Below are 13,417 nucleotides of genomic sequence, written 5' to 3' on the forward strand. Positions count from 1 at the left end.
CTTCATTTTAATGGCTCATGAGTTTGAAGCAAAACAAAAAACCAATCCCCAGTTAACAATTTCCCTGTCATTTACATTAGTCGATATTTCTTTTAATAGAGAGTATACGAAGATGTCACGCGCTCTCAATTTTAGAATCAAATTATGAATCAATAATAAAAAATTAAACCTATGAAAGATACAAAAATAGTTGTTGTAGGTGGAGGAATAGCAGGAATGACTGCTGCTCATGAACTGGCAGAAAGAGGTTTTAAAGTAACTCTTTACGATAACAATTCGGAATTAGGTGGTAAAGCGAGAAGTTTTTATCTCTCTGAAGCATCATATCCAGCAGAACATGGATTTAGATTTTTTTTAAGTGGTATGAAAACCTTCATCATACGTTGGAAAGGATTCCTACTTCAGACCAAAAACAATCAGTATTTGAAAATTTACGACCGGTTGATGAACTAACAATTGATGATCACGTGTTTTCCTTTGTAAAACCAGAACCAATTCCGATAAGACCACCAGCAGCCTGGATAAAAGCAATGAGTTCTAGTAAAACTCGTCATGAACAAGAGTTAAGTGATCTTAACTGGGATGATTATATTGAAAAAAGCCTGCAAGGAGAGTCGGAAGAAGTTATACATTTTTTAAAAAATGTAGCAAAAGCGACTGCTTCTGTTCATTCTACAGAAGCTAGTGTACGCGGAATGAGTTATACTCTAAATCGTTTGGTAACAAATCCTGGTCTAGATATTTTGAATGGGCCTACCAATGATACCTGGTTTGATCATTGGGAAAAGTATTTGGTTAAACTTGGTGTGGATATATATAAAAACAGTACAATTACTAAAATAGATCATAACGAACAAGAAATTATAGGATTAGAGATTTGTAGAGAAAAACAAACCACCTTTTGCCAAGCAAACCTTTATATATTTGCAATACCGCATCATAATTTGGAAACCTTATTGCCCAAAACGTTTCTGAAAAGAGATCAAACACTTAAAAGAATAACGGAGCTTCAATCCGAGTGGCAAACGGGTTTGCAATTTTATCTCAAATGCCCTATCAAAATGCCACGAGGACATCTGGGTTTTGCCTCAAGTCCTTGGTCTTTATCTTGTATTTTGCAAACAGATTTTTGGGAAGACCGTTATAAAAGCGAAACATACGAATCTATATTATCTTTGATAATAGCTAACTGGGATGCTCCAGGAATAAAGACAAACAAAACGGCAAGAGAGTGTACCAAAGAAGAACTGATAGAAGAAGTTATTGCACAATTAGTAATGTTTGCTCCAGATACATTTAGATCCAGTTTTATAGAAATGGAGGTGGTTCATTGCGAAGTTGATCCTGGAATTACACTCACAGGAGATACTAATGCTACAAATGATACTCCCTTATTTATTAATAAGGCAAAGTCATGGCACAATAGACCTAGTAATAAAACAGCCATTCCTAATATGTATTTGGCAGGTGATTATACACAAACATCGGCTTATTTGGCAACCATGGAAGGTGCAAACGAAAGTGGAAAATTAGCAGTTAATGCCTTATTAGAAGATCTTAATCTTACGAAAAATCTTTGTCCAATTCATAGAAAAAAACATGAAAAAATAGCCAAAGTTTTACAACCATTTGTACAAATAGATGAAATGTTGTTTTCGCTAGGACAGCCACATTTGTTTGACTTAGTCGATAGGCAATTAGTAGAAAAATTGATAGATAACCTAATGCCATTTATGCAATTTGAAGGATCTATGTTGGAAACTTTTGACCAAATATATGATGCTTCAATGATGATATTACGGGATTTTAATACGAAGTATCCAAATTTTGACGTACTATCATTGTTCTTACAAAGCACAAAGAACAAACAACCGACACAAGAATTAAAAAATCGACTGGCAGATAGGATACAAAATTGGGCAGGTGTCAATATGCTAATGGTGGATAAGATGCCATTGTCTTTTCCATCAAATTTAAGTACGTATTTGAATATTGAAGATCCTATTTTTAAACCCTTATTATATACAACAGAATCAAAAGGGAATGGGCATCGAGTAAAATTTGCTTTTGCGATGAATACCTGGTTGGGTGTAACCACAGATAAAATGGCACACTTGCTAGAAACGGGACAATGTATTCATAATTGTAGTTTGTTAATAGATGATATTATGGATGATACTTCTGTAAGAAGAAAGCAAACCAGTGCTCATATAGCATATGGAGTGAATCAAACTTTAGGAGCTGCATATACTTCATTTTTCCAGATTTTATTATCTGCTTATATTAATTTGGGAGAAGCATGTATGTTGACTTACTTAGAAGAAGCTACACGTGCGCATGTAGGGCAAAGTCATGATGTGTATTATAGAGAAAGTCAAAAATGCCCTGATGAAGAATCCTATTTAAATATGATAGCAAATAAAACAGGAAGTTTTTTTCGTGTTTTTGTGCTATGTATGTTGCATTTGAGTCCTAAAAAAAACGCATCAAAAACAGAAGATGTTTTGATGCGTTTTTCAGAGAATATTGGTTTGTTGTTTCAGATACGAGATGATTATATGGATCTGGTTTCCGAAGAATATTTTGAGAAAAAAGGAAGTATGGCGTCTGATTTTGATGAAGGAAAGTTTTCATATCCTGTTGTACACTGTGTTCAAAATTATCCTGAAACCTATAATAAATTTATGGAGGTGTTCGAAAAGTCTCAAAAGACAGAATCTGACAAATTGCGTCTTCTGGCAATTCTTAAGAACAAAGGAAGTCTGGATTACACTATGAAAAAAATCAAAGAATTATACTGGGATCTTCAGGAAGATTTGAAATGGTTAGAGTGTAATTTTGGTAAAAAAAATGATCCTATTAGAAAATGGATACAAAAATTAGTTGAAGGTGTGCCTAATTTATCGTTGCCAAATCTTGGAGATGATTATTTTAAGGTGAATTCAAAATCAATACCGAAAGATCCATTTGATTTTAATGAGTTGCCTTTTGGGTCAATTAAAAAAGCTTTACGAAATATCTTTTGTGCTTATCATGTGTATTACAAAGGAAATGGATGGAGTAAAGAAGGTTTTTGGCAGTGTTTTCCATTATTACTTACTGTAGAAACCATGGTTTTTCATGTAGATAATGCAAATGAGGAAACTTCTGAAAGCAACGGGCCGTCAATCACTAAAGAAAATGTAGAAAAATCTAAAATTTGGAAATTAATTCAATCTAGCGGTTTTTATACTGACCAAATGAATAAAATCTATGATCAGGCTTTGAATTATTACCAAAGGGAATATGAGTGGTATCAAGGGAAAATAGGAAACCAGAGTGTTATGCAAAGCATGAATCATTTAAAATCAACCAATTTTAGAATTATGCAAATTTTGTCAGGTAATATTCTCGAGAAATCTATAGATAGTAGCGTGTATAATAATCTAGAAGATTATGTGTCATTATTAATTGAATTGGATGAGTATCCTCAAGATCTTAAAGATGGAGTGTATAATATCTATTTGCATATGGCACAATTAAGCCCTGAAAATCCTAAAGAGATGTATGATGGTTATATTAATGCGCTAAGAGAACAATTTTCCCATGAACAAATAGATATGGCGGAGAAATGGTTGTTTATTTACATGAAAGGATCTAATATAGAAGGTTTGGATGAAGAGTTAAGTGTAGAAGTTTCATTTAGGAAAGTGTATACAATTGGTCGTGATATTGCTACTATGTGTTGTAAAGATACTGCCTTAGCCAATTTTACATTGGAGGGTAATTTTAAGTGGTGTTTGGATAAATTTCAACAAGAGAACAAAAATATATTGAGCTCAGATAAGGTCTTTAGAAAACTTCAGAATAATATGCTGGCAAAAATGACTATTAGTTCCTAATATTTTTATAATTAGGTTTATGAGAAAAAGTAAAGTATTGGAATGATGATTATATTTTCTTCTCAAAATATTAAAAGAGGCTGTGATATCACAGCCTCTTTTAGTTTCTGAATTTGTTTTTAGTTTAATGTAGCGATAGGAGCAGAATATCCTCCTTTGCTTACAGAACCATCTGTAGCGGTGCTATTACCTCTTAGTAATAATATTCCGGCTACGTGTGGTGATGCCATAGAAGTACCTGAAATTCTATTAAATCCACCATTTAACCAAGTTGACCATACTGCAGTACCAGGAGCCCAACGATCCACACTTCTTCCGAAGTTGGAATCAAATGCAGGAGCGTCCACATTAGTCATATTACCCACACACCAAGAATTACCTGTTCTTAATAATTGTGGTGAGTAAAATTGGGTGTCATCATCACTATTTCCAGCAGCCATAGCCCCATAAGTTGTTCTTTCTAAATTTCTAAATGCATCATCTATTGCACGAGAAGTAAATCTATTTCGGAATCCTACACTGAAATTCCAGGTTTCTCCAGTACTAGCATTGTTAGCAACATAATCCACTCCTTGGATCATCCCATCAACAGTACCACTTCCATTAGCATCTAGAATTCTAACAGAAACCACAGTTGCGCCATATGCTACACCAATAACTCCTGATCCGTTGTTTCTAGCTGCAATAGTTCCTGCTACATGAGTTCCATGTCCATCCTCATCTTCCCAAGACCCTCCAACAAAGCTTCTACTTTGATTGGTGTCTATATTTAAATCACTGTGAGGAGCAATACCACTGTCTAGTACCCAGCATGTTCTACCTGCACCATTACCTCTTCCTACTCGATTTATACCCCAAGGTAGAAATTCTCCGTTAGGAAGTACAGAATTTTCAGTAGCTGCTTTGTTCTGTACTGTAGCAGGAAGACTGCTTACAGGATTTCCTTTTTGAAAATCTGCTCTTAGAATATAGTTAGGTTCTACATAAGCTACTTCAGGATCTTTTCTAAGTAATTCTACTTGTTCTTGAGATAAGTTTCTGCCAGTAAAACCTTGAATTGCTTTAGAGTATGTGCTCTTTATATTCTTTCCTGATATTCCATATCTAGATGTTATTCGCTTGGATCTAATTTTCATTTCGGCACTTTTGCCAGAAAAAGATTCATCAGCTTTAAAAACCACAATATATTCACCAGATATTGCTTGATCTGCACCTATATCTTCTATAATGTCCATCTCTGATGCTTCATCGGTAAAGGTTTCTTCATTTTTTTCACAACTATAAAATAGAAATGAAAAAACGGTAATTGTGCTTAAAATTCTAAATCTAATCTTCATGATTTTGAGTTTTGTGTTAAGGTTTAATTTAAGAGTATGATAGGATCGTTAGTTATGATGCCCATCTATATTATAAACGTCCAAGAAAAGAAAATCCCTAAAGAAAATTCGCTTTATTGTATGAGTGGAATATTCCGCTGTATAAAAAGCTTAAAAAACTAGATGAATAACAATAAGAAATTGATCGATTTGGGGAAGATGTTGATTTTTTTCTCTTAAATTTTTATAAATGGTTGCGAATCTTTCTATGAAATTAGAAGAAACCTTATTTTAATTTGGTTTTTATCAATAGGAATCCGTGATAAAGATTTGAAAAATTTTGATAACCGCAGTTTGATGGATGTTGTCAAATTTTTAAAAACAACCCGTATTGATTATGAGAGGTTATAATTACTCTTAATTCTTTTTGGAATAAAAAAAGAGGTTGAAATACTTCAACCTCTTTGTGATTTATAAATCAGATAATAGTTTTAATTAACGGTAGCAATAGGAGCAGTAAACCCTCCTTTTCTTACAGATCCGTTGGTTCCTGTTCTATTACCTCTTAAAAGTAATATTCCAGCAACATGTGGTGATGCCATAGAAGTACCTGAAATTCTATTAAATCCACCATTTAGCCAAGTTGACCATACAGCAGTGCCAGGAGCCCAACGATCCACACTTCTTCCGAAGTTTGAAGTACCAGCAGCAGCTCCAGAACGAGTCATATTACCTACACACCAAGAATTACCTGTACGTAATCTTTGAGGTGAGTAAAATTGTGTGTTATCGTTACTGTTTCCTGCAGCCATCGCTCCGATAGCTCTTGATTCTAAGTTTCTAAACGCATCATCAATTGCTTGAGAAGTAAATCGATTACGGAATCCTACACTGTAGTTCCATGTATCTCCGTTTCTTACATTACGAGCTACATAGTCTACACCAGCAAGAATACCAGAAGTAGGTCCGCTTCCTTGAGCATTTAATACTCTAACAGAAATTACCGTAGCTCCATAAGCTACACCTACAACTCCTGATCCGTTGTTTCTTGCGGCAACTGTTCCTGCTACGTGCGTACCATGTCCATTTTGATCTACCCAAGATCCACCAACGAAGCTTCTGCTTCGACCTGAATCTATATTTAGATCGCTATGAGGAGCAATACCACTATCGATAATCCAGCAAGTTCTACCACTACCGTTACGACGTCCTACGCGCTCGATACCCCAAGGTAAAAAATCTCCATTTGGCAATTGAGAATCCTTAGTATCTGCAGTACTTTTGTCATTTACGGTTGCAGGTAGTGTACTTACAGGTTCACCCATCACAATATCCAGCTTGTGGATATAGTTTGGTTCTACAAATGCTATTTCAGGATCTTGTAGAAGTAATTCTACATGCTTTTCAGTTAAGTTTTTAACTGCAAAACCTTGAAGAGCATAATCATAAACTTCTTTTAAGTTACTGCTAGCAATCGAATGTTTCGCTAAGGTTTGCTGAGATTTAGCCTGCATTCTAGCCGATTTACCAATCAAAGAATTATTGGTTTTGTACGTAATGATGTACTCTCCAGGTACTGCTTGATCAGCACCTACATTTCCTGGTGTTTCGATTTCAATGCCAGTTTCTAAATCTGTTAGTTGATCGGTGTCATTTTCACAACTATAAAATAGAAATGAAAAAACCGTAATTGTAGTTAAAATCCTTAGTTGAGTTTTCATTGGTTTTCAATGTTTGTGTTAAATAAAATAGTTAAAATTTAGTTGAGATCTCAAATTTAGTTGGCTAAATGTATAGATTAATTCCAATACTCAAATGTGGTAAAAACGTAATTAAGCAAAGGGGATGTTGGATTTACTGGTATTTAAAACGTAAGAAATACGTTTATGTTTGTGTAATGCAAAATGGTTGCATTAAAGATAAATAAAGGGGTAAACAAAAAACAACCGCATAAAAAAACTAGTAAAAAATCACAACAAAATGCTTTAAACAAATATTATGTTAATTAGCATAATATTAACATAAAACCTGTTTTATAATTGTTAAATTTTAACATTTGATTCATAAGGTCAATAACATCTTAGGAATTTTTTGATGATGTCTAGCAGCTAAAACTTCTTTAAAATTTAACAATTGTTTGACTTTGTTGCATAATTGCAAACATCTTATTTGGGGAATTTTTATCTTTTAATGAAAGGTTAGTTGCTTAATGTTGTGAAAAATCCTATGGGATAAGTATAAAAAAACTCATCGATTATTTGACTTTTCATTCTTAAATGATTTCAATCAGACAGAAGTAGAAGTGGTTTTGATTAAAAGTTTTGAAATTCTTTGTAACACTTTCTTAACTTTACATAGCTGTTTTTACGTTTGAATCTCTCAAGTTCTAATATATTATCCATAGACAAATCTATTGTCGTTTTACCGTTTAAGAATCTAAGTGGAGATACTTCATACGAATATTTCTCTGATGGAATTACTGAAGAAATTATTAACGCACTTACGAAGATTGATGGACTGAAAGTAACAGCTCGCACCTCATCATTTATGTTTAAAAACAAGCCAACGGATATTCGGATAATTGGGAATCAACTTGGTGTCACAAATGCTGTAGAAGGTAGTATTCGAATTGCGAAAGAAAGAATACGAATTTCTGCGCAACTCACACGAACAGATACAGGTTTTTTACTTTGGTCTGAAAAATTCGATAGAGAACTCGGTGATGTTTTTGATCTTCAGGATGAAATTAGTCTTTTAATAGCTGACAAAATCCGTGAAAATTTTGGGCATATTGAAATCGACGAAACTTTATCTAGTGTTCAAACACAGAATTTAACTGCGTATCAACTTTATCTCAAAGGAAGGTATTTTCAATTGACCTGGAATCTGTCCAATCTAGAGAAAGCAATTAGCTTTTATAAAGAGGCAGCTAATTTTGATGCGTCTTATGCTGATCCGATTATAGCTATTGGTTGGTGTTATGCAATCAATGCAAGTTGGGGACATATAGACAGGGAAGATGGTCTTAAAAAAGCTAATCAATATCTAGAAAAGGGTCTGAAAATGAATCCAAATTCCTATACTGGATATTTCGCAAAAGCAACTATACATTTTTGGGGTAATTGGAAATTTGAGGAGGGATATCAGGATCTTCAAAACTGCTTTAAGATAAATCCATATTTTTCTGAAGGCATGGAAGCTCTTGCAGAATTATATACTGCAACAGGTTTTTTTGATAAGGCTTTAGAACAAACGGAACAGATTTTAAAAATAAATCCTCTATCACCTAATCACTATTATACGAAAGGAAATATTCATTATCTAAAAGGGGATTATCAAACTGCCTTAAAAAGTTTTGAAAATTCTCTAAAGCTTGATAATAGTTTTTCTCTAAGTCGACATTTAAAAGTAGCTTGTCTTTTATTTTTAAGGGAAAGAGATGCAATGCTTACGTACGCTAAATCATTCCTTAATAATAATTTTGTGGATATGATTGAAGCTATTTACAAAGCAGTTCATCATGAAGAAATTCCACAATATGATGAAACTCTAGTCTTAGAAAATTTGAATTTGATGGTTTATTGGGATTTCTACTATTTAGTTTATTGTCAAGAAACAGATATAGCGCTTATGCGTTTGGAGAAAATGGTTGAAGAACGCATCGGACAAATTATTAATTTTCAATTTGACCCATTTCTATTGCCTTTAAGAAACACAAAAGTTTTCAAAGAATTACAGAATTTGGTCTTTGAAGGAATACAAACAAGAAATTTCTCTATTGAGATATCAAAAACAAATAATATCCGATCTTTTACTAAGAAAGAATCTAATGAATTAAAAAATGCATTGGAAAAAGTTTTAGTTACACAGAAAGCCTTTCAGCGTTCAGATTTATCACTTCGTTCTTTATCGGAGGAATTAGCTATTCATCCCAATCGCTTGTCGAAATTTATCAATGATTATCTTCAAACCAACTTCACAGAACTGGTCAATAGTAGGCGTTTGGAATATTTTCAAAAGATAGCATTACTGCCCGAAAACAGTCATTTAACTTTATTAGGATTAGCTTACGAAAGTGGTTTTAACTCTAAAACCGTTTTTAATACCTACTTTAAAAAAGTAGCAGGTATAACACCTAAGCAATGGTTAAAAAATAATATATAACTAAGCTTTTAAGGTATTTATCATTTTTTAATATCAGGTTTTAAAAGTTCTGATTCTCATTCTATAGGTTCTGATTTTCATTTCAGAACGATTGCTTTCCTATTTCAAATCATCTTTGTACCATAAAATTAATTATGATGTTACGAAAAACTAATAACAAGCTTATTTTTCTTGCAGGAGCTACAGGTTATTTAGGGAGTTATATAGCACAGGCCATAATAGACCGGAAACTACCCGCAAGATTACTTACACGGAAGAAAGAAAGATTAGAAAAATATCAGTCTGAAAAGATAGAAATTATGGAGGCTATGGTCACAGAACCTAAAACACTCGAAAGGAGTTGTGAAGGGATTGATACTGTGATTTCCACTATAGGTATCACTCGCCAAAAAGACGGATTTACCTATATGGATGTGGATTATCAAGCAAATATGAATCTTTTAAGAGAAGCTAAAAGAGCTGGAGTAAGGAAATTCATATATGTGTCTGCCATAAATGGAGATAAACACAGAGACTTAAAGATTTTTGAAGCTAAAGAGGCCTTTGTGGATGAATTAAAAAAGTCAGGACTTGAATACACTGTGATAAGGCCCAATGGGTTTTTCTCTGATATGAAGGAATTTCTTGAAATGGCGGATAAAGGACGTGTGTTCCTTTTTGGAAATGGAGAACAATTGATGAATCCTATTCATGGTGCTGATTTGGCTCAACTTATTTTAGATATGATTGATGATCCTGTCAATGAGTTTTCAGTGGGAGGACCAGATGTACTCACTCAAAACGAAATTGTCAAACTCGCCTTTGATGCGCAAGACAAAGCAGTTAATGTGATGCATTTACCTGATTGGGTAAGACGATTTACACTTTGGGCAATACGCAAATTTACCTCTGTAAAGACATATGGACCAATTGAGTTCTTCTTAACATTAATGGCAGATGATAATGTAGCTATGAGATATGGAAATCATAAACTAAAAGACTTCTATTTCTCACAAGTAAAAAGGAATTAAAATCAAAGTCATGATACAAAAAATAATAACTAATAAATGTCCTAACTGTGGTAAGGGACATGTATACAAGGAAAAGAATATTTATTTCAATTTTAAAAAGCCTAAAATGAATAAAGAATGTGATCATTGTGGATATGTATTTGAGAAAGAACCTGGCTTTTTTTTCGGAGCTATGTATGTAAGCTATGCCTTGGGAATTGCTGAAGCGATAGCAGTATTTATTATTGGAACTTTCTTTTTTGAAAGTACCTTCGATTTAAGAATACTACCATGGATCATTATTACCATTTTAGCTTTTTCCTCATTCAATGTACGAATAGCTAGAATAATCTGGATATACTTGTTGAAAGGAATTTGAAATAAAAAAGTTCAGGTTTTCTCTTAGAACTGCTACCGGTTTAATCATCTTTATTTTAAACCATCGATATAGGTTCATTTATCAACAAAAATCAATCAATTATGAAAACAAACTTTTATCTATTAGCGACTTATGTACAAGAAATACAACTTCTAGCAATAACCCCTCACTTAAATGCTATTGTTGGGAATGGCAGTTGGAACTTCGATATTGAAGATTGCGACAAAGTCTTGCGGTTAAATTGTAATTATTCTACAAAGGAAAAAGTAATGCGATTTCTGATACGAAATAAACTCTTTGACCGAGAAATCCAATACATAAAAAACGAACAACATGCTCATATTGGAAACGTACAACCACTATCAGCAATATATTTATAACACACAGAATAAGAAATAAATGAAAAAAGTACTCATTATCAACGGTCACCCAGATAACGAAAGCTTTAACTGGGCTTTGGCTGAAAGCTATAAGAAAGGTGCGATTTCAAGAAATGTCGTAGTAGAAACCTTAAATCTTTCGGAACTTCATTTTGACCTGAACTTAAAATATGGTTATAGAATCCCTTATACCTTAGAACCCGATTTAGAAATGGCTATTAAAAAGATTAAAGAAGCAGAACATCTTGTTTGGATATTTCCGATGTGGTGGTATGGCATTCCTGCTTTACTGAAAGGCTTTATTGATCGCACTTTCTTACCAGGTATCACTTTTAAATATCAAAAAGGGAAATTGTTTCCTGATAAATTATTGAAAGGGAAAACCGCTCGAATTATCGTAACGGCAGATACCGTGAGTTGGTATAATAGTTTGATAATGAAAAACCCAGCTATCAATCAGTTTAAAAAAGGAATCTTGGAGTTTTGTGGCGTAAAACCTGTGAAGGTTACTTATCTCGCAGCTATAAAAGATTCAACCGAAAAACAACGTGAACAATGGCTTGCTCAGGTTTCTAGCCTTGGAGCTAACGTTAGTTAATAATTATCAATATTTATAAATTAAAAAATAGAATAAAATGAAAAAGATTTTAGCCTTTTCTGGAAGTAATAGTCCAGATTCCATTAACGAAAAATTAATCCATTCAGTAATTAACAGATATCCTAATTATGATATTAGGTTTATTGATCTTAAGAAATTTGAAGCACCAATGTATTCACCTCTAATACAAGCCAAAGGTATTCCAAAATCAATCCAAGATTTATACTCGATTTTTCAGGAAAGCGAAGGTTTCGTCATAGCTTCGCCAGAGCACAATGGCTTACCATCAGCATTTTTGAAAAACACATTGGATTGGCTTTCTGTAATCACACAACGATTTTTTGAAGAAAAACCAGTTTTATTGTTAAGTACCTCTCCTGGTGCTACAGGTGCGCGTACTCACTTACTACAGTTGGCAAAGTTGATTCCATTATGGGGAGGTCTTCTAAAAGCAACATATTCTCTTGGTGATTTTGATAGAACCTTTAATATAGATAAAGGTGTTATCAAAGACTCTTTAGAATTACAACATCTTGATAAGGCATTTTTGGCTTTTGTAGATTCCAAGGTTGCACCTAAGAAAACAAATGTAGAAGTAGTGCAAGCTTATTTTAATGCTTTTCAACAAGGAGATCTAGAAGCTGTATTGAATGTTTTTCATCCAGATTGTTATATTGTGAGTGTAAAAGAAGAAGAGCGACCTGCAGAGCAGCTACATGGTATCTATCGTACTAAAAAAGAAGCTCAGCAATTTCTAAATAATATTGTGACCCTTTTTGAAACTAAAGAATTTATAGTTGAAAATGTGATGGAGGCAGCCGATAATTTAGTAGTTGCCAAAGGCTCTTTTTCGCATTTAGTGAGAAGTTCAGGAAAATTATTCAATAGCAATTGGGTACAACTTTGTGTGATAGAAGATGAGATGATAAAAGAATACCGTTTCTATGAAGATTCTGCTGCTCTTATTGAGGCTTCTACTACTGAATATGTTTAGTGATGATACCAGTAGCCATAAAACATCAGTTTGAATTTTGGAGACATATCGGTCAAGTGGGAGGATATTTTCATCAGTACGATGGATTTTCTAGTCTTTCTCCTAAAAATGCCACTTGGCCTTCTAAAATATTCGATCTTAACGAAAATCATATTGAAGAATTGAAGTGCAAGATAATGAATCATCATCTGTCTAGATCATTAGCAGTAGCGGAAAATGAAATACTTGAAAGGTTTTTACGATCCAACGGGTTTACTCAAACATCTTCTGTGACGGCAATGACGAAGAAAATTGATGATGAGGTTCAATATATTTTTTATCCAGATATTATAAGAGTAACTAGTAGATTGGGTTTTCAAACCTTCGCAAAAATTGCGTCAGCAGCATTCGGGTACAGTATTTATGATAGTACAATCCAACCTCTGATAAAAAGTAAAAAAGTTCAATTATTCTTGGGAAAGCACCAAGATAAATATGTGAGCTGCGGAATTGTATTTATGGATTCAAATGGTGATTCAGGTTTGCATATGATTGGTGCCAAAAAAGAATATCGAGGACTAGGATTAGGAAAAAAAATGACACAACACTTACTTTCCGTAGCATTAAGAAACAATAGTAATTACATTCATTTAGTAGCATCAAAATTAGGAGCTCCTATCTATCACAAGCTTGGTTTTGAAGATCAAGGATATTTACAATCATATACCATTTAATAG

11 protein-coding genes are annotated in these 13,417 nt (G+C 33.5%); 9 read left to right on the forward strand and 2 right to left on the reverse strand.

Annotated features, from left to right (window positions below; genetic code table 11):
• Positions 1–171 precede the first annotated feature (171 nt).
• Positions 172–453, forward strand: a complete 282-nt coding sequence (locus GBO31_RS24180; RefSeq protein WP_219011208.1) for an FAD-dependent oxidoreductase — start codon at positions 172–174, stop codon at positions 451–453.
• Positions 384–3,881, forward strand: a complete 3,498-nt coding sequence (locus GBO31_RS24185) for a polyprenyl synthetase family protein (RefSeq protein WP_219011209.1) — start codon at positions 384–386, stop codon at positions 3,879–3,881. Before GBO31_RS24180 ends, GBO31_RS24185 begins: the two co-directional genes overlap by 70 nt.
• Before the next feature lie 119 nt (positions 3,882–4,000).
• Here the strand turns inward: GBO31_RS24185 and GBO31_RS24190 are convergent, their stop codons facing one another.
• Together GBO31_RS24190 and GBO31_RS24195 are read right to left on the reverse strand one after the other, a co-directional pair.
• Complete coding sequence (locus tag GBO31_RS24190; protein WP_219011210.1) at positions 4,001–5,218, reverse strand: S8 family serine peptidase; 1,218 nt, start codon at positions 5,216–5,218, stop codon at positions 4,001–4,003.
• Positions 5,219–5,688: 470 nt separating this feature from the next.
• Positions 5,689–6,918, reverse strand: coding sequence for a S8 family serine peptidase (locus GBO31_RS24195; RefSeq protein WP_219011211.1), 1,230 nt, complete (start codon positions 6,916–6,918; stop codon positions 5,689–5,691).
• A gap of 649 nt (positions 6,919–7,567) precedes the next feature.
• Between GBO31_RS24195 and GBO31_RS24200 the strand changes: the two genes are divergently transcribed.
• The 7 genes from GBO31_RS24200 to GBO31_RS24230 all read left to right on the forward strand — a co-directional run bounded on the left by GBO31_RS24200 (position 7,568) and on the right by GBO31_RS24230 (position 13,414).
• A complete protein-coding gene (locus tag GBO31_RS24200) occupies positions 7,568–9,361 on the forward strand; it encodes a helix-turn-helix domain-containing protein (protein ID WP_219011212.1) in 1,794 nt (597 codons plus the stop codon).
• 134 nt (positions 9,362–9,495) lie between these two features.
• Positions 9,496–10,371: an SDR family oxidoreductase gene (locus GBO31_RS24205; protein ID WP_246615982.1), complete on the forward strand. Its 876-nt coding sequence runs from the start codon at positions 9,496–9,498 to the stop codon at positions 10,369–10,371.
• Between the two features lie 10 nt (positions 10,372–10,381).
• Complete coding sequence (locus GBO31_RS24210) at positions 10,382–10,729, forward strand: DUF983 domain-containing protein (protein ID WP_219011213.1); 348 nt, start codon at positions 10,382–10,384, stop codon at positions 10,727–10,729.
• 101 nt (positions 10,730–10,830) lie between these two features.
• The gene (locus GBO31_RS24215) at positions 10,831–11,109 is read left to right on the forward strand and encodes a hypothetical protein (protein ID WP_219011214.1); all 279 of its coding nucleotides are present in this window, start codon (positions 10,831–10,833) and stop codon (positions 11,107–11,109) included.
• Between the two features lie 19 nt (positions 11,110–11,128).
• Complete coding sequence (locus tag GBO31_RS24220; protein WP_219011215.1) at positions 11,129–11,707, forward strand: NAD(P)H-dependent oxidoreductase; 579 nt, start codon at positions 11,129–11,131, stop codon at positions 11,705–11,707.
• 37 nt (positions 11,708–11,744) lie between these two features.
• Positions 11,745–12,701, forward strand: a complete 957-nt coding sequence (locus GBO31_RS24225) for an NAD(P)H-dependent oxidoreductase (protein WP_219011216.1) — start codon at positions 11,745–11,747, stop codon at positions 12,699–12,701.
• A gap of 2 nt (positions 12,702–12,703) precedes the next feature.
• A complete protein-coding gene (locus GBO31_RS24230) occupies positions 12,704–13,414 on the forward strand; it encodes a GNAT family N-acetyltransferase (RefSeq protein WP_219011217.1) in 711 nt (236 codons plus the stop codon).
• Positions 13,415–13,417 lie beyond the last annotated feature (3 nt).

The organism is Aquimarina litoralis, assembly GCF_019295435.1.
GTDB lineage: Bacteria > Bacteroidota > Bacteroidia > Flavobacteriales > Flavobacteriaceae > Aquimarina > Aquimarina litoralis_A.